This window comes from Pseudomonas sp. UF-293 (assembly GCF_058245595.1).
In genome coordinates this window covers 23,767-46,994 of record NZ_JBSICA010000031.1, presented here as the reverse complement: position 1 = coordinate 46,994, position 23,228 = coordinate 23,767, and the positions used below count along the sequence as shown (strand labels likewise).

Genomic DNA, 23,228 nt, shown 5'->3' with positions numbered 1-23,228 from the left:
TTGTTGTTCGAAGCTTGAGTCGCGGCGGTTTTTAGAGTTGGCGGCCACCCTCCTCGCGCAACAGCGCTTGCAAGGTGTCGAGGCGGGCACTGTCGAAGGCAGTGACGGTGCCCTGCTCGAACACCCGGCGCGCCAGCCCGGTCAGCACCGCACCGGGCGGCAGTTCGATCTGTAGACGTACGCCGCGCTCGTAGGCGCTTTGCACGGTGCCGCGCCAGTCCACCACGCGGCACATGTTGAAAGCGAGGTCATCGCGCAGCGCTTCGACTTTGCTCACAGGACGGGCGCGGCTGCCGCTCAGATAAGCGATCTTCGGGTTTTTCAGTTCAATCTTGGCGAAGGCCTCGGCAAGCGCCTGCGCCGGCCTTTCCAGTAGCGGGCAGTGCGACGGCACGCTCACCGCCAGCCGTTTCGCCACTCCGGCACCACGACTACGCGCCAGTTCGGCCACCGCATGCATGGCCTCGTCGCTGCCGGCAATCACCACTTGGTTATCGGCGTTGATGTTGGCCAGATACACCGGCCGATCTTCGCTGTGCACTTGGGCCAGCAGTGTTTCGACTGTGGACAACTGCAAGCCGATGATCGCGGTCATGCCGTAGCCCTGTGGATAAGCCTGTTGCATCAGCTCACCGCGCAGGCTGACCAGATGCAGTGCATCGCTGAAACTCAAGGCCCCCGCCACCACCGCCGCCGGATAAGCGCCGATCGACAGGCCGGCGACGTAATCCGCGCTCAGTTCATCCTGCAATAACTGCCGCGAAGCAGCGACACCGGCGATCAGCAGGCACAGCTGCACCGCTCGTGTCGTGCGCAATGCCTCGGCTGAATCCAACTGTAAAACATCCTCGCCGAGCACATCACTGGCCTCGACCAGCGTTTCCCGAGGCAACCGCTGGAGCATGCCGGATTGCTGCGCGCCCTGGCCGGGAAACACCAGCAGACTGCTCACGCTGCCTGCTCCTGCGGGTTCCACGGATCCATCACCAATGCCGCCTGATGCGCATTTTTCAGCAGCACCCTGGACGAACCGCTGGCCCATTCCCGCAAGGCCACAGCGCCGAACGGCGTTTGCAATTGCATGTCGACCCGGCACACAGCCTGATCGAAAAGCTCCACGAGTTTGCATGCCTGATTGCGCGTGATCACCTGCGGCGCACGCAGAATCAGATCGAGATCACTGGCCGCGTGCATCGCTGCAAAACCGCTGGCCAATTCGAACCCGACACTGCCGCTGACACCCCAGACCCAACCGCAGTCATCGAGCATCGGCCGCAGTTGTTTGAGCCCCTGCATCACCGGCAGATCTCGCTCGTACTCAACATGACAAAGGGCCTCGGGACTGACCCGACAGGCAATCGAATCGAGCGGCATAAACGTCGCCAGCCGCTGCTCGCGCAACACACCACGAACGCCGACCGCGACCAGACCTTCCTCGCTCAAGGCCCGGCGCACCACCACCGGTTGCCCGGCCGCCAGCGCCGCGACCGCCCACTGGGGCGCATCCGCCGGCAACTGCGCCGGGGTCATGCCCCAGAGCAGATCGTGGGCCAGGGGCAGGTTCACCACTGCGCCCTCAGCAACTCGCGAACTTTGCTGGAGGCGGCACGGTTACTCGCACCAAGTCGACCTTTCAAATCAGTGCTGCTCACATCGTTGATCGCTTGCTTCAGGCACTCGCTCACCCGCGCCAGATCTTCCTCTGTCGGCTGTTCAATCTGCTGCACCGAGAGGGTTTCCCAGAGCAGACCGAGGCTGGCGTAGCTGTCGATGTCGTAGGCCATCGGCGGCACGCTCGAGGCCAACGCCTCCAGTTCCTCGACACTGCGCAAGGTGACCCGCGCCGCCGACGCCTTGCCCATCGCGTGGACCATCACGCCGGGATCGCGCAGCGCGATCAGGCGGTTGGCCTGATAACCGTGGGCGAGAAACGCACCCGACATGGCCTTGCCCACCAGCAGCGCAATCACCGGATGGCCGGCCAAGCGTGCACGGGCATAACTGTCCGCCGCGCCGGCCAGCGCCTGATGAATGCCGAGGGCTTCTTCGCGGCGGCCATACGCCTGGCTCGGCACATCGACGATGGCGATGATCGGGCGCTTCTGTGCGCTGTCGCGGTCGGAGCTGATCGCGTCATCCACAGCCTTCGCCAGACCCCAGCCTTCGAGCAAACCGACTTCGCCATGGCGGGCGCGGGGAAAACGATTGTCCGGGTCGGCGACCACGGCGATAAAACGGCCGAGCTCAGCGTCGGCGACTTTCAACGACGGCGGCAAACCTTCGACGACCCTGGCGCCAGCGCTGAGGGCGTTGAACCAGTGCAAACCGCGCAATGAATAACCGCTCATGAGCGCTCTCCTTGATACAGATCGCGAACCACCGACGGTTCGATTTGCTTGCCCGTGTCCAGCTTGCCGAGGCGTTGCAGGAACCACTCGGCGCGCTGACTGCGCGGCTGTGCCGGCAAGCCTTGCTGGAGCAATTCGCCAACCTGCTGACGAATCTGCGCCACATCATCGCCGACATAACGGTCTACCAGCCCCGTGTTGAAACGCTGTTCGCCGCCGGTCAGGCTCCAGATGAAGGGCCGGTCGCGGGAGTCGTATTCCTCAATCCCGGCTTCCTGCTCGATTACCTGCGGGCCATTCAGGCCGAGACGTGCTTCCTGGGTCACCAGCAAATAGCTGCACAGCGCAGCGGCGATCGACATACCGCCGAAGCAACCGACGCTGCCGGCGACCACGCCGACCACCGGTTGGTATTGCTGCAAATCGACAATCGCCGCGTGAATATCGGCAATCGCCGCCAGCCCCAGATTGGCTTCCTGCAAGCGCACGCCGCCGGTTTCCAGCAGCAACACGGCGCGGGTGGGGATGCCGTTGCGGTTGTCTTCGGCAGCCAGTTCCAGCGCCCCGGCAATCTTCGCCCCGCCGACTTCACCGAGGCTGCCGCCCTGAAACGCACCTTCAATCGCCGCGATGACCACCGGCAAACCGTCGAGGCGGCCCTTGGCGATAATCACCCCGTCGTCGGCTTGCGGCACCACACCTTGGCGCTCAAGCCATGGCGACATGACCCGTTGAAACGGATCGAGCAGTTCGCGAAAGGTCCCGGCATCGAGCAAGGCTTTAGCCCGCTGCCGCGCGCCGAGTTCGACGAAACTGTGTTTGTTCAGCAACGCTGCGCTGTCAGTCATGGCCGATCTCCTCGAAACCCTGTTCCAGACGCAAGCGCACCACCCCCGGTGTCGCGCCGAAATCGTGGATATCGATGGCCATCGCCGGCGGCGTGGTGCCGTCGAACATCCGCGCAAACAGGTGCTGCCAGCGCTGCTGCGCGCCGTTGACCGAGGTCTGCACGTTGATAGTCAGTTTGCCGGCCAGACCCGGTTCGATCAGCACTTCCAGATCACCCGAGCCGACACAACCGACCAGCGCACGCCCGCGTGGCGGCTGCCCGGCGGGGAATTCAAACGATAGGTTTTCCATCAAGACGCTCCCTGAGAGATGCCGTCGCGCTCGATACGATCAAGCAACAGCGTGGCCGCGAGCAGGTCGGCGGCGCCACCGGGCGAGGCATTCAATGCGATGAGTTGTTGATCCAGTTCGTGCAGGCGACGACGGCCGCTGAGGCTGGCGCTGCCGCCGGCATCGAGCACCGCTTGTGCGCCGGCCTGCATGGCCTGCAGGCCCGTTTCGCCGGCGCGGTAAAGCACGCAGGTGTCGGCCAGCTCGGTCATGATCGCCAGCAACGCATCGAGCCGGGCGTTCTGTTCGCCGTGGCCGCTGGCGCGACTTTTGTGCAGTTGCGGCAGGCCGCGTTGCAGCACGGACGGGAAGCCGAGCTGCGCTTCTTCCCGAGCGCCGCGTGCGCCGTAACGCTGGGCGACTTGTGCGCCGTGGCTGAGCGGTTTCGGTGCGTAGCGGTCGTCGAGCAGTGCCAGACGGGCGGCACACAGGGCGACGGATTTCGGTTGCAGCGCGGCGGCCGTCACCAACAGTCCCAACGCCCAGATCGCACCGCGATGGGTGTTGACGCCGTTGGTGGTCACGAGCATGGCTTGTTCGCCTTCACGACCGATGCGGCCAATCGCTTCGCGCAATGGCAAACCGACTTCGCCGATCTCCAGCGCCGCCTCGGCCATTTCCTTGAACGCTGGCCACAAGGCCAACGCCGAAGCGTGCATCAGGCCCAGGTGCAGATCAGTGTGTGCGCCATTGCCACGACGGTCGACCAGCGCCGGTTTCGGCGACAGATCGGCTTCGTCGATCAGCGCGTCCACCGCCAGATCGGCCAAGCGGTCAGCCAGAGAAAGCGGTTTCGCTTGCAGGTTGAATGCGTGCATTACCAGCTCCTGAATTTGGCGGGCGGGTTGTACAGGCCACCCGACCACTCGACCAGATCGGCGACGCTTTTCGCCGCGAGCAATTCACGAGTGGCGTCAGTGCGGCGGATGCCGAGGTCTTCGGGCAAGGCGATCAGGCCCTCGCGGCGCATGCGTTCGGTGTCTTTCGGGTTGTGCCGCAGGCCGATGGCGGTGACCCCGGCGACTGCGGCGATCATCGCCTGGCGTTCTTCCAGCGAGCGCGCCTTGTACAGGTAGGCGATGCCTTCTTCGGTGAGCAGGTGCGTAACGTCGTCGCCGTAGATCATGATCGGCGCCAGCGGCATGCCGCTTTTCTTCGCCACTTCCACAGCGTCGAGGGTTTCGACGAAGGTCGGTTTGCCGCCCTCCTGAAAGGTCTCGACCATTTGCACTACAAGTTTCTTGCCGCGTTCGAGCATCGGTTGCGGCCCATCGGCGTGGCGCATGTCCAGCCACGCCGGGGTGCCGTGACGGCGGCCGCGCGGATCATGACCCATGTTCGGCGCACCACCGAAACCGGCGAGACGACCACGGGTCACCGTCGAGGAATGGCCGTCGCCGTCGACTTGCAACGTCGCGCCGATAAACAGATCCACCGCGTACTGCCCGGCGAGTTGGCAGACCATGCGGTTGGAGCGCAGTGAGCCGTCGCGGCCAGTGAAGAACACATCGGGCCGAGCGGCGATGTAGTTTTCCATGCCCAGTTCGGTGCCGAAGCAATGCACGCTTTCGACCCAGCCGCTTTCAATCGCCGGGATCAAAGTCGGGTGCGGGTTGAGCGTCCAGTTGCGGCAGATCTTGCCCTTCAAGCCGAGGGATTCGCCGTAGGTCGGCAGGATCAATTCGATGGCAGCAGTGTTGAAACCGATGCCGTGGTTGAGCGACTGCACGTTGTGTTTTTCGTAGATCCCGCGAATCGCCATCATCGCCATCAACACGTGCACAGGCTTGATGTGGCGTGGGTCGCGGGTAAACAGCGGTTCGATGTAGAACGGCTTGTCGGCGACCACGACGAAATCGACCCATGACGCGGGGATATCTACGCGGGGCAGTTCGCTGACATCGTCGACCACCTGGTTGACCTGGACGATGACGATGCCGTCGCTGAACGCCGCTGGTTCGATCAATGCGGGGGTGTCTTCGGTACTCGGGCCGGTGTAGATGTTGCCGGCGCGGTCGGCCATGAAGCCGGCCGAGAGCACAACGTTGGGGATCAGGTCCACGACAAGGCGGGCGTAGAGTTCGATGTACGTGTGAATGGCGCCGACTTCGAGCAAGCCATCTTCGAGCAACTGGCTGATGCGCAGGCTCTGGGTGCCGGCGAAGGAGAAGTCGAGCTTGCGGGCGATGCCACGTTCGAACAGATCAAGGTGCTCGGAGCGGCCGACGCTGGGCATGATCATGTGCAGATCATGGAGCTTGGCCGGATCGGCCTTGGCCAGCGAACGCGAGAGGAAATCCGCCTGCTTCTGGTTGTTGCCCTCCAGCACCACACGGTCGCCGGGATGAATCAGCGCTTCGAGCGCGGCGACGATTTTGTCGCTGGGCAACACCGCGCCATCGGCGAGCCCGCGCACCTTGTCGAGCCGGCGCTGCTTCTCGTCACGCCGCCGCGTCCAGCGCGAGTCGGGGGAAATTGTTGTTGTCATGCTCACTCCACGGGGTTCGCTGTCGTGGAGCCAAGTTAGGCGTGTGCGGTGAGGGCATCAATCAAGCTGGGTGGTGAATCATTACGCTGAGCGTAACGGACAAGTTGAAGCTCCTGTAGGAGCTGTCGAGTGAAACGAGGCTGCGATCTTTTGATTTTCAGAATCAAGATCAAAAGATCGCAGCGTGCCGCAGCTCCTACAAGGGGAACGCATTCCAATTGTGGGAGCGAGCCTGCTCGCGAAGAGGCCAATCGCCTCAGCGCATTCGCTCAGTCAGTGGGCACCAGTTGCGGGCCGAGGTAATGGTCGAGGGCGCGCTCGGCGGCGTCGTGGAATTTCTTTGAGTCGGGGGATTGGTAGGGCGATGCCGGGTCTTTGGTCGGCGGGTTTGGCGTAACTTTGAACATGAGCTGTGTTCCCGTTGTTGAGCGCCAACCCCTTGGCTACTAAACGAAAGGGAGGCGACTGTACGCAGGTTAGTAGACCGGGGAACTCAGCTTAAGCCGGCGCGCCGAAGCGCCCTACGTACAGCCACCATCAAGCTCAGATGCGGAACACCTGTGATGAATGCACGACCAGCTGAATTACCGCAGGCTACTAAACCCGATCACTGGGAATCAGTGACCCGATCCAAGTTACGCAGCAAGCCCTGGGCGCACAAGCCGGCGGATTCTGGCGCAGGCGTAGGCAGCGGCGCAAGGATTTGTAGGCTGGTGGTGCGTAACAGTGGGTGTCTTTAAACACCTCAATCAATTGTTGTTTACTAGGTGATCTGGATTGGGGATCTACCCGTAGGAATTTGCTGCCGCGACTGGCGCTTTCGCGAGCAAGCCCGCTCCCACATGGGAGCTTCAGGGTACGCAGATTTTGTGTACGACATCGCTCCACTGTAGGAGCGGGCTTGCTCGCGAATACGCCCGCCAGGACACCACAAACCGCAAATCAATAAACCAGGCCAGCCTCCACCAGTAACTGCTCCAGCCCCAACAAATCCGGCACCTTCGCCACCTGCTCGCCCACCTGCACCGCTGCCTGTTCCAGCGCACACAACGGCACATCGACATAACTCAACTGACTGTCGAGCTTGTACGACCGAGGAATCCCCTGCACCAACAGGGCGATGAATCTGAGCTGCGGCAAGCCACCCAGCGCATTCAGGATGACGATCCGCGCCCGTTCGCCGATGACGATTTTCTGCCCGCAGGCCGATTCGAAGCTGATCAGCGGAATCTGCCGCTCACGCCACGTTACCCGGCCCAGGTACCACGGCGGCGTGTCGAGGTCGAAGGCGCTGGCCTGGTAGTCGATCAGCTCGGCGATGGCGACATTGGGCAGGATCAGGTTGCGATCGGCCAGCGGCAGCAGCAGCCCGGTGAGCTGGCTGGTGCGCGGGTTATGCCGGTGCTCATGCATGTTTCTTGCTCCACTGGGCGATGCTCTCCAGCAGCACCGATTCCTGATACGGCTTGCCGAGGTAGTCATTGACGCCGATGGCCATGGCGCGGTCGCGGTGTTTCTGCCCGGTGCGCGAGGTGATCATGATGATCGGCAAGTGGCGCAGGCGTTCGTCGGCGCGCACCTGGGTGGCGACCTCGAAGCCGTCCATGCGCGGCATTTCGATGTCGAGCAGCATCAGGTCGGGCAGGTGCTCTTCGAGCAGCAGCATCGCATCGACACCGTCCTTGGCGGTCAGCACGTTCATGCCGTGACGCTCGAGCAAACGGCTGGTGACCTTGCGCACCGTCACCGAGTCATCGACGACCATGATCAGCAGCGGCTTGTGCGGTTCGCTGTCGATCTCCGTGGCCGTCGGTTCCTGCGCCAGGCGCGCCTGCATCGCGCGGATCGGTGCGAGCAGATCCAGAATCAGCACCACCCGGCCATCGCCGAGAATCGTCGCCCCCGACACGCCCTGCACCGCCGCGAATTGCGGGCCGAGGCTCTTGACCACGATTTCGCGGGTGCCGGCCATGGCGTCGACCAGCACGGCAATGTGGCGGTCGTTGTAATGCACCAGCAGCACCGGCAACGGCAGGTTCTGCCCGAGCAGCTTCGGCCGTGGCGCAGTCTTCAACAGCTCGCCGAGGTAGCACAGCTCATAACGCTGGCCGGCGTATTGATAACTCGGCGGATCCTGACGGAAGTGCCCTTCCAGATCATTCGGCAATACGCGCACGATGCCTTCGATGGTGTTCAGCGGAATCGCGTACTGATCCTCGCCGCACTGCACCATCAGAGCGCGGTTGACCGACACGGTGAACGGCAAGCGAATGCGGAAATGCACGCCCTGCCCCGGCACCGAATCGATGCTCATGCTGCCGCCGAGCTGGCGCACTTCTTCGTGGACCACGTCCATGCCGACGCCACGCCCGGAAATCTGGGTGATCTTTTCCGCCGTGGAGAAACCCGGCTGGAGGATGAACTGCAACACGTCGCGGTCGCTGATATCGGCGTCGGGGGCGAGCAAGCCGCGCTTGATCGCTTTGCGCCGCACGGCTTCCAGCGGCACGCCGGCGCCGTCATCGCGGATGTCGAAAACCATGTCGCCGCCCTCGCGGGACAGATCAAGGGTGATCTGCCCTTGCGCCGGTTTGCCCGCCGCCAATCGCACCTCGGCGGATTCGAGGCCATGGTCGACGGCGTTGCGCAGCATGTGTTCCAGCGGCGCGGCCATGCGCTCCAGCACGTTGCGATCCATCTCGCCATCGGCATTGCCGACGACGAATGCGACATCCTTGCCCAGCTCCTCGGCGACCTGCCGCACGATGCGCTTCAGACGCGGCACCATGCGTTCGAACGGCACCATGCGCGTGCGCATCAGGCCTTCCTGCAATTCGGTGTTGATCCGCCCCTGTTGCTGCAACAGGTTTTCCGCGTCGTGGTTGCGGCGGTCGAGGGTTTCCTTGAGGTCGAGCAGGTCAGAAGCGGATTCGAACAGCGCCCGCGACAGTTGCTGGAGCTGCGAATGGCGGTCCATTTCCAGCGGATCGAAGTCTTCGTACCCGAGGCGTTCGCCATCGACTTGCTGGCGGCTGAGAATGCGCCCCTGGGTTTCCGTGTCGAGGCGGCGCAACTGATCGCGCATGCGCTCGATGGTGGTTTCCATCTCGTTGAGGGCAATCTGCGCATCGTTGACCTGCTGCTCGATCCGCCCACGGAAGATCGAGGTTTCCCCGGCCAGATTGACCAGTTCATCGAGCAATTCAGACGAGACCTTGACCATGTCCGCCCCAGCATCGGCGGCCGGTGGCGCTGCCTCAGGCTTGATGACCGGGGCTGGCGCAGGCGGCGCTTCAATCTGCACCGGGTGACTGAAATTCTGGATCGCGTTGATCAGCCGATCGGCCGGCGGGCAAGGCTGCCCGGCGCGCACGCCATCGAGCATTTGCGCCAGCCGGTCATGGCCGCGCTGCACCAGCGCAAACAGTTCGGCAGACGGTTGCAGCGCACCGGTGGAGAGGCTTTCGTAGAGAAATTCCAGCTCGTGGGCGAGGTCGCCGATCGGGCCGATTTCGACCATCCGCGCGCCACCCTTGAGGGTGTGCAGATCGCGCAGCAGGGTTTCGATTTCCTGCCGGTTGCCCGGCTCGGCCTGCCAGCGCAACAGCGCGGCGCCGGAGCTTTCGATGATGTCGAAACCTTCTTCGAGGAAGATTTCCAGCAACTCCGGATCATGCCCGGCGTTGTCGTGTTCGACCGCTGCGGGGGATGATTCGCTGGCGGCCTGGCCCTGACGCAGCTGACGGATCGCGTCGATCAAATCCTGCGCCGGAGTCAGCGCTTGATGCGCTTGCAGTTGCTCGAGCAACTGCGCCAGCCGCGCGTGACTGTGCTGCAACAGACCTTCGAGCGCGGTGCTGTGGTTGTAGCGTCGATCGACCAGCCCTTCGTAGAGGTTTTCCAGTTCCTGGGCGAGGTCGCCGATGACCTCGACCTCGGCCATGCGCGCGCCGCCCTTCAGCGTGTGCAAGTCGCGCTGCAATGACGACAGCGGCGCGGCGTTTTCCGGATCCTTGAGCCAGCGCTGCAAGGCTTGCCCGGCGCTGTCGAGAATGTCCACCGCCTCTTCGAGGAAGATTTCGACGATCTCGTCGTCAGGCTCGAGGGCGGCAACCGATTGCTGCAATTGGGCGGTGGCGCTGCCCAGTTCGCGAATGTCCAGGGTGCGGCTGCCATCGCTGCGGATCAGGCCCATCGACGCCGGGTCGAGGCCTTCGTCGAGCAGTTCCTGCAGGGCACGAATCCGCTCCGGCTGCGGGGTGATTTCCTGGCCGGCAGCGAGTTCGTCGAGCATGTTGATCAGCGCTTCGTGGGCCAGTTGCGCTTCGTGGAAGAACCGCTCGCTGACCGCCAGGCTGCTTTCTTCCACCGCGCCATACAGATCGAGCAAGGCTTCGCATAAACCATCGACTGCCAGCAGATCGGCAAGGTGCGCGCCTTCGCCGAGGGTGGTCAGTTCATCGAGCAGAGCGCTGAGTTCCTGGCGTTCGCCGGGGTGCTGCTGCCAGCGCTGCAAAAGGTTTTCGGCGTCGAGGAGGATGTCCATGCCTTGGGCGAGGAAGTTGTTGATCAGTTGCGGATCGCGCTTGAGGCGCAGGCCGCTGTCAGCGCCATCGGTGCTGGCTTGCAGGCGCTCGGCGAGCAGCGCCTCGGTGCGTTTGATCAGCGACTGTGCACCGACAATCGGCGCCAGCGGATCGTGTTTGAGCTGGCGCAGGCCGACGCGGAACAGGCCCTCGGCTTCGAGCAGCAGTTCGACCTCGTCCAGATCCAGCGGCAACTGATGCGCCTTGAACTCGCGGGCCAGTTGATCCAGTGAAGCCGCCAGTTCGGCCATCGGCAATACGCCAGCCATCGAGGCACTGCCCTTGAGCGTGTGCAGCGCCCGTTGCAGTTCGTCGCTGGCCGGCAACGGCACCTGTTCGGCGGCCTGATCGAGAAAACGGTTGAGGCTGGCGAGGTGGGTTTCAGCTTCTTTGCGGAAGATTTCCAGCAGCAGCGGATCGAGCGCAGCGACGTCGTCGGTGTCTTCGGCAGCCAGCGGTTCATCGCCTTTGGCCAACGCGTGGGCGCGGGCGGCGAGTTGATCGACATCGCTGCGTTGGCGCTGACGCTGGGTGGCGAATTCGTTGATCAGCTCGGGCAGCAGCAACAGCGTGTCGCCGAGCAACTGGCGCAGCACTGCGCCGGGTTCGACGCTTTGTTCGAGCACGCGATTGAGCAGGTTTTCCACCGCCCAGGCCAGTTCGCCGAGGACCAACGCGCGAACCATGCGCCCGCTGCCCTTCAAGGTATGAAAGGCCCGGCGCAGTTCGGTCAGTGCGGCGCGGTCCTGGGGATTGGCGGTCCAGCGCGGCAGGTATTCGTGGAGGATCGCGAGGACTTCGTCGGTCTCCTCCAGGAACACTTCGCGCAGCTCATCGTCGACCGGTTCTTCATCCGCTGGCGGCGGCATCAGGCTGTCGGGGGTGTTGCGCGCCGGCGGGTTGAGCGACGACAGCGGGCTGGCCAGCACTTCGGCCAGCGACTGCACGACGTCAGGGTCGTCGAGCGCCTGCAGATCCTGCATGAGCTGCGCTTCGCTGGGGCTGAGCACCTCATCGAGCACCGGCACTTGCGCTTCGCCGGGCTGCTCGTTGGCAAAAAAGCCGAGGCTGGCGAGGCTGTTTTGCGCAACATCGAGCAGATGCTCGGCGGGTGCCTGCGGGTCGTCGCTCAGGCGTTCGAGGTAATACTCCAGGCTGCTGATCACATCGGCCAGATGATCGAGTTGTTCCCAGCCCGGTTCGTGGGCATCGAGCATCAAATGCTCGCGGATGAAACCGTTGCAGGCCTCGACCAGACTCGCCGCGCGGGCCAGCGGAATCATCGCCAGCGCGCCGCGCACCTGAGTCAGCAGGTCTGGCAGCGGTTGCAGATGCTGGCGGTCCCAATCGGCGTCGATGTAGTCGACGATCATGTCCTTGGCCTGTTGCAGGCAGATGCGCGCTTCCTTGATCACGATCTGATGGATCTGCGTCAGGTCGGTGGTCGGCAGGCGCGCGTCTTCGGCGCTTTGCGTCTCCACCGTGCCGACCATGCCGGCCAGCGTCGCTTCGACGTAAAGCAAGGCCCCGGCGACGTCCATGAGGATCGCGTCGTTCGGTTCGCGCTGGCCCTGAGCGAGGCTGAGCACCACCGCCAGTTGATCGATGATGACTTTGCGCGGTTGGCCGAAACCCAGTACCGCGAGGGTGTCGGCAATCTGCCGCAGCGGCGCGAGCAGGCTGTCCAGATCCGAAGCATGCTGGCGGTCGCTGCGCACGAACAGATCGAGGCGTTCCTTGACCCGCACCAGCTCTTCGCACAGCGCCGCCAGAACCGAGCGCATGGCATCGCGGTCGGGGCCGGCGAGGCGCGCGCGTTCTTCATCGACCATCGCGCTGTCGGGCAACGCGTCGTCCAGGGAGTAGTGATCTTTCATGGTCAGCATCTGCCCGGTGGGATGTTCGGCTTTGGCAATATAGAACAACAGGCTTTTCAGCAGCTCGGCCGGCGCCGGTTGATTGAGCCCGACGATGCCCTGCTCGAGCAGGCGCTTGAGCTCTTTGTCGGCGTCCTTGAACAGGCTGCGCAGCGCCGGACTGTTGGCGATGACGCCCTCGCGCATGCCCTCGACCAACGCCGAGGCGACCTGCCACAACGGGCTCAACGGCGCGTCGCCGCTCAGCGCTTCGAGACGGCTGAAGACTTTGGCCAGATAGCCAAGGTGCGTCTGGTCGTCCTGTTCGCGCAGCAGACCGACCAGAGCCATTTGCAGCATCTGCCGCAGTTTGCGCAGCACGTTCGGCAGATCGGGCGGTTCCAATGCCGCGAGTGCCGCGTCGCCGAGCGGCGCCAGCTCGGGCAGTGGCGGGCTAAACAGGCTGGTTTCCGCCAGCAGGCTTTCACCGCGAGCGCTGCGCAGATCGTTGATCAGCGGCAACACCACCAGCGGCAGGTCACGGCGCGCGCTCTGCACGCGGTCAAGGTAAAGCGGCAATTGCCCCAGGGCTTGCAGCATCAGATGCAGGGCTTCGTCGCGGTGTGGCACGCGTTGATGTTGCAGGGCTTCGACCAGGTGCTCCATTTCTTCGGCGAGCAACGCTGCGCCGTAGAACTCGACCATCTGCAGGCTGCCGTGGACCTGATGAATGTACGCCAGGCACTCGTCCAGCCCGGGGAAGGCCTGCGGATCGTCGAGCACGGCTTCGATCGCCTGATGCGCCAGCTTCAGCGTTTCGGCAATTTCGCCCTTGACCCATTCCAGGGCCACGTAGTCGTGCCGATCACCCATAACCACTCCACTCACGCTTTATCTGTCGCCGCCGGCAAGGTGAAACCGGACACCGAACGGCGCAACTGACTGGCCATTTTCGCCAGGTTGCCGATGCTCTCGGCGGTGGCCGTGGACCCCGACGAGGTCTGCGAGGTGATCTGCTGGATCACGTTCATCGTCAGTGAGATCTGCCCGGCCGAGGACGTCTGCTGCTGCGCCGCGTTGGAGATGCTTTGAATCAGCGCGGCGAGGGTCTTGGACACGCCTTCGATTTCTTCCAAGGCCACACCGGCATCCTGCGCCAGTCGCGCGCCGCGCACCACTTCGGTGGTGGTCTGTTCCATGGAAATCACCGCTTCATTAGTGTCGGCCTGAATCGCCCGCACCAGGGTTTCGATCTGCCGGGTCGCGGCAGAGGAACGTTCGGCCAGCCGCTGCACTTCGTCGGCAACCACCGCAAAACCGCGCCCGGCATCCCCGGCCATTGATGCCTGGATCGCCGCGTTGAGGGCGAGAATGTTGGTCTGGTCGGCGATGTCGTCGATCAGGCTGACGATGTCGCCGATTTCCTGAGAGGACTCGCCGAGGCGCTTGATGCGCTTGGCAGTGTCCTGAATCTGTTCGCGGATGTTGTCCATGCCGTGGATGGTGTTGTGCACCACCTCGTTGCCTTTGTTGGCGATTTCCACAGAGCGCTCGGCCACCGCCGACGATTCGGCAGCGTTGGCCGAGACCTGATCGATGGACTCGGCCATGTCGCTGATGGCTGTCGAGGCTTCGGAAATCTGCTGGGCCTGTTGCTCAGACGCTTGGGCCAGGTGCATGGCGGTGGCCTGGGTTTCCTGCACGGCGGCGGCAACCTGGCCGGCGGTGAGGTTGATGGTGGCGACCAGATCACGCAGCTGGTCGACGGAATAGTTGATCGAGTCGGCGATGGTGCCGGTGAAGTCTTCGGTTACCGACGCGGTCACGGTGAGGTCGCCATCGGCGAGGTCTTCGATTTCGTCGAGCAGGCGCATGATCGCGTTCTGGTTGCGCTCGTTTTTCTCGGCGGTCTCGCGCAATTGGCGATTGGTTTCGCGGACCATGACCAGACCGATGAGGATGATCGAGGTCAGCGCCAGCAAGCCCAGCACATAGCCGCCAATGGTGTCGGTGTTGCGCCCGCCGGCCAGGTGCTCGAACCCGGTGGCCAGATGCGAGGCTTCGTCGAGCAGGGTTTGCGACAGGGTGAAGATGTTGCTCGCCGATTCGCGGACCTTGAACAGCTCTGGCGAGGTTTCGAGGATTTCATCCACGGAGCCGGAAACGAACTGGAACAGCTCGGAGATTTCGCTCAACCGGGCGCGGGCGTCGCGGTCTTCGACCTGGCTGATTTTCAGCGTCGGGTTGCCCTGCAACATACCGTTGAGCACCAGACCGAAACGCGCGGCATCGCGGCCGAAAGCGTCGGCGGCCTGCTGCGAGTTTTCGTCACCGGCGAGCACGGTGTTGACTGCGCCAAGAATGCGTTCGGCCAGTAGCGATTGCCGTTGCGCCATCGCCACCTGCGCCGCCGGAGCGCCGCGCTGCAAGAGGATTTCCACGACTTTTTCGTATTCGATCTGCAACTGCGGCACGGTTTCGGCGAGTGTCGCGGCGACCTGATGCAGCGACAGTACGGTCTGTTCGCTGGTGAGAATCGCGTCGGTGTTTTTCAGCAGGCGTTCCCAATCCATCTGCACGGCGCGCATTTCCGGGCGCACGGCGACGGGTGCCGGTGGCAGGCCGGTGTTCGGGTCACCCTTTTTCAGGTAACCCCAGCGCTGGGCGAAATCGTTGCGCGCATCGCTGAGCAGTTTGAACGCCGCAGCCTTGCCCGCCGCCGCTTCGGTAGCGTTCTTGGCGATGCGTTGCGAGAGCACGCGCAGCTCACCGGCATGGCCGATGTACTGCTTGTCGTAGTTCGCCTGGGTGTTGAGGTAAGCGAAGTTGGCGAACAGCAGCATGATGAACACGATCAACGCGATAAACAGCACGATGATCTGCGCGCGACTGCGCGATGCTTCTGCCGACTTGCCTGTTTTTGCTTTTGTCATCGGTCCTCGCCTATGAAACTCGCCACCTTCAAATGTGGGAGCGGGCTTGCTCGCGAATACGGTGGGTCAGCCGACACATGGATTGACTGACCCACCGGCTTCGCGAGCAAGCCCGCTCCCACAGGGGGAAGTGTTGTACTTGCTATACCGCCACACCCATGAACACCGGGGATTTGGCCAGTGCGAACAGGCTGAACACCCGCCAGTTCTGCTCGCGGCGGAAATAGCCTTTGACGAATTCGGCCTTGGAGCCCTGGCGCTTGCTGATCGACAACGGCTCGAAACTGCCCTGTTCGAAATGCTGCAAACCAATCACCTCGTCGACCATCACCCCGGCGAACACGTCTTCATGTTCCACCACCAATACCCGTCGCTGTTTGCGCAGCGGCGACAACTCATGGCCGAAGAACCCGCACAGGTCCATGATCGGCAACAGCCGGCCGCGCAGGTTAGCCACCCCCTTGACCCACGGTTTGACCCCGGGCAATTGGGTGAAGCGCGGCTCATGCAAAACTTCGCTGACTTCGCCCATCGGCGCCACATACCAATGCTCGCCGAGGCGAAAGCCGATGCCGCTCCAGCGATCCGGGCGCGCCGCTTGCGACGGCAGGTCCGCTGCCAGCAGGCGGCAGCGCTGGTCGATCTGCCAGAGCAGTTCGAACGCAGTCAGCGATTCGTTCATGATCGCGCGATCAGCCTTTGAGTACGTTGTTCAGGGTCTTGATCAGGGTGTCTTCGTCGACCGGTTTGGTCAGGTAATCCTTGGCGCCCTGGCGGGTGCCCCAGACCTTGTCGGTCTCCTGATCCTTGGTGGTGATGATGATCACCGGGATGTGCGCAGTGTCGGCATCCTTGGTCAACTGGCGGGTCGCCTGAAAACCGTTGAGGCCGGGCATGACGATATCCATCAGCACCGCGTCGGGTTTTTCCTGACGGGCCAGGGCCACGCCGTCGGCGCCGTTCTCGGCCTTGAGCACTTCATGGCCGTGCTTTTCGAGCATGCCGGTGAGTTTGTACATTTCAGTCGGCGAATCATCGACGATCAGGATACGTGCCATGGTCTTCCCCATTTTTCTGGTCGACTGCCGGCCCGCTGGCCGAGCGTCACTGTTCGTGTCTTACTGCGGCAAAACGGCGGCAAAGCCCGGAACATGGGCCTGGATCGCGTTGAGCAGTTCTTCTTTGCTGAACGGCTTGGTCAGAAATTGATCAGAGCCGACAATCCGCCCCTTGGCCTTGTCGAATAACCCGTCCCTTGATGAAAGCATGATCACCGGCGTCGCCTTGAAGGCGCTGTTGTTCTTGATCAGGGCGCAGGTCTGATAACCGTCCAGACGCGGCATCATGATGTCGACGAAGATGATCCCGGGATGGTGGTCGGCGATCTTCGCCAGCGCATCGAAACCGTCGATGGCGGTGATCACTTCGCAACCGACGTTCTTCAACAATGTTTCGGCGGTACGGCGAATCGTTTTCGAGTCGTCGATCACCATGACCTTCAAGGCGCTGGACTGCTGTTCCATAAGAGGGTTCTACCGTCGCCTTTGCGAATCAAATTGTCCGTTTTGCTGTGAATAATGGCCTGAAACCCTTGATAGCCAAGGGTCGGCGCGATCTGCCAGCCTTTTTAGCACAGTCTCCAGATGCAATCTATCGACGGGTTTTTCCTTGACCCGAAACCCGCCCGGCGCCACTCTGGCGGCACTTTTTCAATACCGATCCGGTAGCCAAATTTCGAGGAAAATCCAATGAGCGTTCGCGTCGGGATTGTCATGGACCCTATCGCCAGCATCTCCTATAAAAAGGATAGCTCGCTGGCCATGCTGCTGGCCGCGCAAAAGCGCGGCTGGGAACTGTTCTACATGGAACAGAAAGACCTGTATCAGGCCGAAGGCCAGGCGCGGGCGCGGATGAGCCCGCTGAAAGTCTTCGCCAACCCGGACAAATGGTTCGAACTGGACGCCGAGCAGGACAAACTGCTGAGCGATCTGGACGTGATCCTGATGCGCAAGGATCCGCCGTTCGACATGGAGTTCGTCTACTCCACTTACCTGCTGGAACAGGCCGAAGCCGCCGGCGTGCTGGTGGTTAACAAGCCGCAGAGCCTGCGCGACTGCAATGAAAAGCTGTTCGCTACGCTGTTCCCGCAGTGCACGCCGCCGACCATCGTCAGCCGCCGCCCGGACGTTTTGCGTCAGTTCGCCGACCATCACGGTGACGTGATCCTCAAGCCGCTGGACGGCATGGGCGGTTCGTCGATCTTCCGTCACACCGCCGGCCACCCGAATCTCTCGGTGATCCTCGAAACCCTGACCCTGCACGGCAAGCAGCAGATCATGATTCAAGGCTACCTGCCGGCGATCGTCGATGGCGACAAGCGCATCCTGATGATCGATGGCGAGCCTGTGGATTACTGCCTGGCGCGGATCCCGGCCATGGGCGAAACCCGTGGCAACCTCGCCGCCGGTGGCCGTGGCGAAGCGCGTCCGCTGACCGAAAAGGATCGCTGGATCGCCGCCCAGGTCGGCCCGACCCTGCGCGAGAAAGGCCTGCTGTTCGTCGGCCTCGACGTGATCGGCGAGCACCTGACCGAAATCAACGTCACCAGCCCGACCTGCATCCGCGAAATCGACAATGCGTTCGGCACTGACATCGGCGGCATGCTCATGGATGCTATCGAAAGCAAGCTGCAAGCTTCGAGCCGCAAGCCACAAGCTTAAAGCCGGCCCGCGTCAGCTTGAAGCTTGAAGCTTGCGGCTCGTCGCTTGCTTCTATGTCACTTGCAGCTAAAAACCAACATTGCGTTATCATGCCGGGCCCATGAAAACGCGATGTTGGTTTTTCTGTCATGACCCTCCCGTCCGATCTGCCCGCTGAACTCGCCCATCGTGGCGTGCGCCCGGCCGATCGCCTCGGTTTTACCCTGTTTCTCGCGGCGCTGATTCATCTGGCGCTGCTGCTCGGCGTCGGTTTCACCATGGTCGAGCCGCAGCAGATCAGCAAAACCCTGGAAATCACCCTGGCCACCTTCAAGGCCGAGAAGAAGCCGGAAAAGGCAGATTTTCTCGCTCAGGAAAACCAGGAAGGCAGCGGCACGCTGGACAAGAAAGCCCTGCCCAAGACCACCGAAGTCGCGCCCTTCCAGGACAATCAGGTCAAAAAGGTCACCCCGCCGCCCGCCGCCAAGCCAGTGGTGCAGGAAGCGGCACCGAAGGCAGCGGTGACCACCGTCGCGCCGAAACCGAAAAAGGCGCCGACCAAGAAAGAAGAAAGCAAAACCGAGGTCAAACCGACCGTCGACGCGCCGGTATTCGACAGCTCGCAGTTGTCCAGCGATATCGCCAGCCTCGAGGCGGAACTGGCCAAGGAACAACAGCTGTACGCCAAACGCCCGCGCATCCACCGCTTGAGCGCGGCCTCGACCATGCGCGACAAGGGCGCCTGGTACAAGGACGACTGGCGCAAGAAGGTCGAGCGCATCGGCAACCTCAACTACCCCGAAGAAGCACGGCGCAAGCAGATCTACGGCAATTTGCGCCTGATGGTCTCGATCAACCGCGACGGCTCGCTGTATGAAGTGCTGGTGCTGGAATCCTCCGGCCAACCACTGCTCGATCAGGCCGCGCAGCGCATCGTCCGTCTGGCCGCGCCGTTTGCGCCGTTTACCGGCGATCTGTCGGATATCGACCGCCTGGAAATCATCCGCACCTGGAAATTTGCCCGGGGCGACAAACTGTCCAGCAATTAAGAGCAAAATCAAAAGATCGTCCGATCGCGGCCCGAGCCTTCGGCAGCTCCTACAGTGGGCCTGCGTACACCCTGTAGGAGCTGCCGAAGGCTGCGATCTTTTAAAGCCTCAGCTTGTCAGTTCGCCCTTGCGACGCCACACTAGCGCTCATGAAAAACGTCAGCCCCAGCTACCTCAAGCATCACTTCCTGATCGCCATGCCACACATGGCCGACCCGAACTTTGCCCACACCTTGACCTACATCGTCGAGCACACGGCCAATGGCGCGATGGGGCTGGTAGTCAACAGGCCGCAAGACTTGAACCTGGCCGACATCCTCGAACAACTGCGCCCGGACATCGAGCCGCCGGCACGCTGCCAGGATGTGCCGATCTTCATCGGCGGGCCGGTGCAGACCGATCGCGGTTTCGTCCTGCACCCGGCGGGCCAGACCTTTCAGGCCACCGCGCAGCTGGACGGCGACCTGGCCCTGTCGACTTCGCAGGACGTGCTGTTCGCCATCGCTGACGGCGTCGGCCCCGCGCAGAGCCTGATCACCCTCGGTTACGCCGGCTGGGAGGCCGGGCAACTGGAAGCCGAACTGGCCGACAACGCCTGGCTGACCTGCCCGTTCAATGCCGACATCCTCTTCAACACCCGCAGCGAATTGCGCCTGGAAGCGGCAGCGCGGCACCTGGGCATCGATCTCAATCTGCTCACCAGCCAGGCAGGTCACGCCTGATGGCCCTGCGCCTGATTCTCGGCTTCGACTACGGCACCAAACAGATCGGCGTCGCGGTCGGCCAGGTCATCACCGGCCAGGCCCGCGAGCTGTGCACCCTGAAAGCGCAGAACGGCGTGCCGAACTGGGATCAGGTCGAAGCGCTGATAAAAGAATGGAAACCCGACGCCGTGGTGGTCGGCCTGCCGTTGAACATGGACGGCACGCCCAGCGAGATGTGCGTACGCGCGGAGAAATTCGCCCGCCGCCTCAACGGCCGCTACAACCTGCCCTTCTATACCCACGACGAACGCCTGACCACTTTCGAAGCCAAGGGCGAGCGACTGGTGCGTGGCGGGCAGAAAGGCAGTTACCGCGACAACCCGGTGGACGCCATCGCCGCCGCCCTGCTGCTGCAGGGCTGGCTCGATGAAAACACTGCATTGTTTGAATCCTGACAAGCGCTTCGGCGCTTTTCTTTTGGTTATAAACCGAGCTTCGTCCGGCAGGACGCAGCGCGGAATCACGAAGGAGCAACCATGAGCCTGCCCAATCCCGCCGATCTGATCAGCCAGATGGCGACCCGCCTCAAGGCGCACCTTGCCCAGCGTGACATCAGCGAACCGCGTTACATCGGCATCCGCACCGGCGGCATCTGGGTCGCGCAGGCGCTGCTCAAGGAACTGGCCAGCGATGCGCCACTAGGCACGCTGGATGTGTCCTTCTACCGCGACGACTTCAGCCAGAACGGCCTGCACCCGCAAGTGCGCCCGTCCGCCCTGCCCTTCGAAATCGAAGGCCAGCATCTGGTGCTGATCGACGACGTGCTGATGAGCGGTCGGACCATCCGCGCCGCCATGAATGAACTGTTCGATTACGGCCGCCCGGCCAGCGTCACCCTGGTCTGCCTGCTGGACCTGGACGCCGGCGAGCTGCCGATCCGCCCGAACGTGGTCGGCGCCACCCTGGCCCTGGCCGGCAACCAGCGAGTCAAGTTGTCCGGCCCCGAACCGCTGACGCTCGAACTGCAAGACGTCACCCTTTAATCCGCCCTATTGAGAGTCCCCCTCGCGATGACGCCTCTAGATACCAAGCGCCCGCTGCAGCTCAATGATCAGGGCCAGCTGCGCCACTTCCTCTCGCTCGACGGCCTGCGCCGCGAGTTGCTGACGGAAATCCTCGACACTGCCGACTCGTTCCTTGAAGTCGGTGCCCGGGCGGTGAAGAAAGTCCCGTTGCTGCGCGGCAAGACTGTGTGCAACGTGTTCTTCGAAAACTCCACGCGCACCCGCACCACGTTTGAACTGGCGGCCCAACGACTGTCGGCGGACGTGATCACCCTGAACGTGTCGACATCGTCGGCAAGCAAGGGCGAAACGCTGCTCGATACCCTGCGCAACCTCGAAGCGATGGCCGCCGACATGTTCGTCGTGCGTCATGGCGACTCGGGCGCGGCGCACTTCATCGCCGAGCATGTCTGCCCGCAGGTGGCGATCATCAACGGCGGCGACGGCCGGCATGCGCACCCGACCCAGGGCATGCTCGACATGCTCACCATCCGTCGGCACAAGGGCGGTTTCGAAAACCTCTCGGTCGCCATCGTTGGCGACATCCTGCATTCGCGGGTGGCGCGCTCGAACATGCTCGCGCTGAAAACCCTCGGCTGCCCGGACATCCGTGTGATCGCGCCGAAAACCCTGCTGCCGATCGGCATCGAGCAGTATGGCGTCAAGGTCTACACCGACATGGCTGAAGGTCTGAAAGACGTCGACGTGGTGATCATGCTGCGCCTGCAGCGTGAGCGCATGACCGGCGGCCTGCTGCCCAGCGAAGGCGAGTTCTATCGCCTGTTCGGCCTGACCACCGCGCGTCTGGCCGGGGCCAAACCCGATTGCATCGTCATGCATCCGGGGCCGATCAACCGTGGTGTGGAGATCGAGTCTGCGGTGGCCGATGGCCCGCACTCGGTGATCCTCAATCAAGTGACCTACGGCATCGCGATTCGTATGGCCGTGCTGTCCATGGCCATGAGCGGGCAGACTGCGCAACGTCAATTCGAGCAGGAGAACGCCCAGTGAAGCTCAGCATTCTCGGCGCACGCGTCATCGATCCCAGCAGCGGCCTGGATCAAATCACCGACATCCACGTTGAAGCCTGCAAGATCGTCGCCCTCGGCGCCGCCCCGGCCGGTTTCAGCGCAGTGGAAACCATCGATGCCCAAGGCCTGGTGGCCGCGCCTGGCCTGGTCGACCTCAACGTTGCCCTGCGCGAGCCGGGCTACAGCCGCAAAGGCTCGATCGTCAGCGAAACCCGCGCCGCCGCCGCCGGTGGCGTGACCAGCCTGTGCTGCCCGCCGAAGACCAAACCGGTGCTCGACACCTCCGCCGTGGCTGAGCTGATCCTCGACCGCGCCCGCGAGGCCGGCAACACCAAGGTGTTCCCGATCGGCGCGCTGAGCAAAGGTCTCGATGGCGAGCAATTGGCCGAACTGGTCGCTCTGCGCGACGCCGGTTGCGTGGCGTTCGGCAATGGCCTGGAAAGCTTCCGCAATAGCCGCACCCTGTGCCGGGCGCTGGAATACGCGGCGACTTTCGACCTGACGGTGATTTTCAACTCGCAGGATCACGATCTGGCCGAGGGCGGTCTGGCCCACGAAGGCGCGGTCGCCAGTTTCCTGGGTCTGCCGGGCATCCCGGAAACCGCCGAAACTGTGGCGCTCGCTCGCGATCTGCTGCTGGTCGAGCAGACCGGCGTGCGTGCGCATTTCAGCCAGTTGACCAGTGCGCGCGGTGTGGCACTGATTGCCCAGGCGCAGGCCCGTGGCTTGAAGGTAACGGCGGATGTTGCGTTGTATCAGCTGATCCTGACTGACGAAGCGCTGATCGACTTCAACAGTCTCTACCACGTGCAACCACCGCTGCGCACCCGTGCTGACCGCGATGGCCTGCGTGAGGCGGTGAAGTCCGGGGTGGTTTCGGCGATCTCCAGCCATCACCAGCCCCACGAGCGCGACGCCAAACTGGCCCCGTTCGGTGCCACCGAGCCGGGTATCAGCAGTGTTGAACTGCTGCTGCCACTGGCGATGACCCTGGTCGAGGATGGTTTGCTCGACTTGCCGACGCTGCTGTCGCGTCTGAGCGCAGGCCCGGCCGAAGCGCTGCGTCTGCCGGCAGGCAAACTGGCGGTGGGCGGTGCGGCGGATATCGTGCTGTTCGATCCGAAGGCTTCGACGGTGGCCGGTGAACACTGGCTGTCGAAGGGCGAGAACTGCCCGTTCATCGGGCACAGTCTGCCGGGTGTGGTGCGCTATACGCTGGTGGATGGGCGGATTACCCACCAAGCCTAAAAAGTAAAAGATCGCAGCCTGCGGCAGCTCCTACAATGGAATG

At 63.0% G+C, this 23,228-nt stretch carries 20 protein-coding genes and 1 pseudogene; 7 read left to right on the top strand and 14 right to left on the bottom strand.

The annotated features are described in order from the left end of the window. Positions 1–31 precede the first annotated feature (31 nt). The 14 genes and pseudogenes from mdcH to pilG form a co-directional block, all read right to left on the bottom strand. Positions 32–952, bottom strand: a complete 921-nt coding sequence (gene mdcH, locus AC4IHP_RS23695) for a malonate decarboxylase subunit epsilon (RefSeq protein ID WP_490832897.1) — start codon at positions 950–952, stop codon at positions 32–34. Next, complete coding sequence (locus AC4IHP_RS23690) at positions 949–1,569, bottom strand: malonate decarboxylase holo-ACP synthase (RefSeq protein WP_490832896.1); 621 nt, start codon at positions 1,567–1,569, stop codon at positions 949–951. The genes mdcH and AC4IHP_RS23690 overlap by 4 nt, the downstream gene beginning before the upstream one ends. Then, a complete protein-coding gene (gene mdcE, locus AC4IHP_RS23685) occupies positions 1,563–2,348 on the bottom strand; it encodes a biotin-independent malonate decarboxylase subunit gamma (protein ID WP_490832895.1) in 786 nt (261 codons plus the stop codon). Before mdcE ends, AC4IHP_RS23690 begins: the two co-directional genes overlap by 7 nt. Then, positions 2,345–3,196: a biotin-independent malonate decarboxylase subunit beta gene (locus tag AC4IHP_RS23680; protein WP_490832894.1), complete on the bottom strand. Its 852-nt coding sequence runs from the start codon at positions 3,194–3,196 to the stop codon at positions 2,345–2,347. The genes mdcE and AC4IHP_RS23680 overlap by 4 nt, the downstream gene beginning before the upstream one ends. Beyond that, entirely contained in the window at positions 3,189–3,488 is a 300-nt protein-coding gene (locus tag AC4IHP_RS23675; protein ID WP_039757560.1) for a malonate decarboxylase subunit delta, read from the bottom strand. The genes AC4IHP_RS23680 and AC4IHP_RS23675 overlap by 8 nt, the downstream gene beginning before the upstream one ends. Continuing rightward, complete coding sequence (locus AC4IHP_RS23670; protein WP_490832893.1) at positions 3,488–4,345, bottom strand: triphosphoribosyl-dephospho-CoA synthase; 858 nt, start codon at positions 4,343–4,345, stop codon at positions 3,488–3,490. The genes AC4IHP_RS23675 and AC4IHP_RS23670 overlap by 1 nt, the downstream gene beginning before the upstream one ends. Continuing rightward, complete coding sequence (gene mdcA / locus AC4IHP_RS23665) at positions 4,345–6,015, bottom strand: malonate decarboxylase subunit alpha (RefSeq protein WP_490832892.1); 1,671 nt, start codon at positions 6,013–6,015, stop codon at positions 4,345–4,347. Before mdcA ends, AC4IHP_RS23670 begins: the two co-directional genes overlap by 1 nt. Positions 6,016–6,305: 290 nt before the next feature. Beyond that, a pseudogene (locus tag AC4IHP_RS23660) lies at positions 6,306–6,422 on the bottom strand (DUF6124 family protein); the annotation flags it as partial. A 535-nt stretch (positions 6,423–6,957) separates the two neighbouring features. Further along, positions 6,958–7,428 carry a chemotaxis protein CheW gene (locus AC4IHP_RS23655; protein ID WP_490832891.1) on the bottom strand — a complete coding sequence of 157 codons (471 nt, stop codon included), beginning with the start codon at positions 7,426–7,428 and terminating at the stop codon, positions 6,958–6,960. Beyond that, the gene (locus tag AC4IHP_RS23650; protein ID WP_490832890.1) at positions 7,421–13,330 is read right to left on the bottom strand and encodes an Hpt domain-containing protein; all 5,910 of its coding nucleotides are present in this window, start codon (positions 13,328–13,330) and stop codon (positions 7,421–7,423) included. Before AC4IHP_RS23650 ends, AC4IHP_RS23655 begins: the two co-directional genes overlap by 8 nt. A gap of 11 nt (positions 13,331–13,341) precedes the next feature. Continuing rightward, positions 13,342–15,390: a methyl-accepting chemotaxis protein gene (locus AC4IHP_RS23645; RefSeq protein WP_460122062.1), complete on the bottom strand. Its 2,049-nt coding sequence runs from the start codon at positions 15,388–15,390 to the stop codon at positions 13,342–13,344. 142 nt (positions 15,391–15,532) lie between these two features. Next, positions 15,533–16,072 (bottom strand): chemotaxis protein CheW, encoded by a 540-nt coding sequence (locus tag AC4IHP_RS23640; protein WP_122603374.1) that lies wholly within the window; start codon positions 16,070–16,072, stop codon positions 15,533–15,535. Between the two features lie 10 nt (positions 16,073–16,082). Continuing rightward, positions 16,083–16,448: a twitching motility response regulator PilH gene (gene pilH, locus AC4IHP_RS23635; protein ID WP_039757553.1), complete on the bottom strand. Its 366-nt coding sequence runs from the start codon at positions 16,446–16,448 to the stop codon at positions 16,083–16,085. Between the two features lie 60 nt (positions 16,449–16,508). After that, positions 16,509–16,913, bottom strand: a complete 405-nt coding sequence (gene pilG / locus AC4IHP_RS23630; protein ID WP_016772743.1) for a twitching motility response regulator PilG — start codon at positions 16,911–16,913, stop codon at positions 16,509–16,511. 225 nt (positions 16,914–17,138) lie between these two features. On the opposite strand from pilG, the gene gshB reads away from it, so the two are divergent. The 7 genes from gshB (at position 17,139) to AC4IHP_RS23595 (ending at position 23,185) form a co-directional block, all read left to right on the top strand. Further along, positions 17,139–18,110 (top strand): glutathione synthase, encoded by a 972-nt coding sequence (gshB, locus tag AC4IHP_RS23625; RefSeq protein ID WP_490832889.1) that lies wholly within the window; start codon positions 17,139–17,141, stop codon positions 18,108–18,110. Between the two features lie 128 nt (positions 18,111–18,238). After that, positions 18,239–19,138: an energy transducer TonB gene (locus AC4IHP_RS23620; protein ID WP_039757551.1), complete on the top strand. Its 900-nt coding sequence runs from the start codon at positions 18,239–18,241 to the stop codon at positions 19,136–19,138. Positions 19,139–19,287: 149 nt separating this feature from the next. Further along, positions 19,288–19,860 (top strand): YqgE/AlgH family protein, encoded by a 573-nt coding sequence (locus tag AC4IHP_RS23615; RefSeq protein WP_016772739.1) that lies wholly within the window; start codon positions 19,288–19,290, stop codon positions 19,858–19,860. After that, on the top strand, positions 19,860–20,297 hold the full coding sequence (gene ruvX, locus AC4IHP_RS23610) for a Holliday junction resolvase RuvX (RefSeq protein WP_016772738.1): 438 nt from the start codon (positions 19,860–19,862) through the stop codon (positions 20,295–20,297). The genes AC4IHP_RS23615 and ruvX overlap by 1 nt, the downstream gene beginning before the upstream one ends. 81 nt (positions 20,298–20,378) lie before the next feature. Further along, a complete protein-coding gene (pyrR, locus tag AC4IHP_RS23605; protein WP_490832888.1) occupies positions 20,379–20,885 on the top strand; it encodes a bifunctional pyr operon transcriptional regulator/uracil phosphoribosyltransferase PyrR in 507 nt (168 codons plus the stop codon). 27 nt (positions 20,886–20,912) lie between these two features. Then, entirely contained in the window at positions 20,913–21,917 is a 1,005-nt protein-coding gene (locus AC4IHP_RS23600; RefSeq protein ID WP_016772736.1) for an aspartate carbamoyltransferase catalytic subunit, read from the top strand. Continuing rightward, the gene (locus AC4IHP_RS23595) at positions 21,914–23,185 is read left to right on the top strand and encodes a dihydroorotase (protein WP_460122068.1); all 1,272 of its coding nucleotides are present in this window, start codon (positions 21,914–21,916) and stop codon (positions 23,183–23,185) included. The genes AC4IHP_RS23600 and AC4IHP_RS23595 overlap by 4 nt, the downstream gene beginning before the upstream one ends. Positions 23,186–23,228: the final 43 nt, after the last annotated feature.

Bases quoted from the DNA above. Each gene is read 5' to 3' on its own strand.
- mdcE (WP_490832895.1), bottom strand. From the start codon at position 2,348: ATGAGCGGTTATTCATTGCGCGGTTTGCACTGGTTCAACGCCCTCAGC.
- AC4IHP_RS23680 (WP_490832894.1), bottom strand. From the start codon at position 3,196: ATGACTGACAGCGCAGCGTTGCTGAACAAACACAGTTTCGTCGAACTC.
- AC4IHP_RS23675 (WP_039757560.1), bottom strand. From the start codon at position 3,488: ATGGAAAACCTATCGTTTGAATTCCCCGCCGGGCAGCCGCCACGCGGG.
- AC4IHP_RS23670 (WP_490832893.1), bottom strand. From the start codon at position 4,345: ATGCACGCATTCAACCTGCAAGCGAAACCGCTTTCTCTGGCTGACCGC.
- mdcA (WP_490832892.1), bottom strand. From the start codon at position 6,015: ATGACAACAACAATTTCCCCCGACTCGCGCTGGACGCGGCGGCGTGAC.
- AC4IHP_RS23655 (WP_490832891.1), bottom strand. From the start codon at position 7,428: ATGCATGAGCACCGGCATAACCCGCGCACCAGCCAGCTCACCGGGCTG.
- AC4IHP_RS23650 (WP_490832890.1), bottom strand. From the start codon at position 13,330: ATGGGTGATCGGCACGACTACGTGGCCCTGGAATGGGTCAAGGGCGAA.
- AC4IHP_RS23645 (WP_460122062.1), bottom strand. From the start codon at position 15,390: ATGACAAAAGCAAAAACAGGCAAGTCGGCAGAAGCATCGCGCAGTCGC.
- AC4IHP_RS23640 (WP_122603374.1), bottom strand. From the start codon at position 16,072: ATGAACGAATCGCTGACTGCGTTCGAACTGCTCTGGCAGATCGACCAG.
- pilH (WP_039757553.1), bottom strand. From the start codon at position 16,448: ATGGCACGTATCCTGATCGTCGATGATTCGCCGACTGAAATGTACAAA.
- pilG (WP_016772743.1), bottom strand. From the start codon at position 16,913: ATGGAACAGCAGTCCAGCGCCTTGAAGGTCATGGTGATCGACGACTCG.
- gshB (WP_490832889.1), top strand. From the start codon at position 17,139: ATGAGCGTTCGCGTCGGGATTGTCATGGACCCTATCGCCAGCATCTCC.
- AC4IHP_RS23620 (WP_039757551.1), top strand. From the start codon at position 18,239: ATGACCCTCCCGTCCGATCTGCCCGCTGAACTCGCCCATCGTGGCGTG.
- AC4IHP_RS23615 (WP_016772739.1), top strand. From the start codon at position 19,288: ATGAAAAACGTCAGCCCCAGCTACCTCAAGCATCACTTCCTGATCGCC.
- ruvX (WP_016772738.1), top strand. From the start codon at position 19,860: ATGGCCCTGCGCCTGATTCTCGGCTTCGACTACGGCACCAAACAGATC.
- pyrR (WP_490832888.1), top strand. From the start codon at position 20,379: ATGAGCCTGCCCAATCCCGCCGATCTGATCAGCCAGATGGCGACCCGC.
- AC4IHP_RS23600 (WP_016772736.1), top strand. From the start codon at position 20,913: ATGACGCCTCTAGATACCAAGCGCCCGCTGCAGCTCAATGATCAGGGC.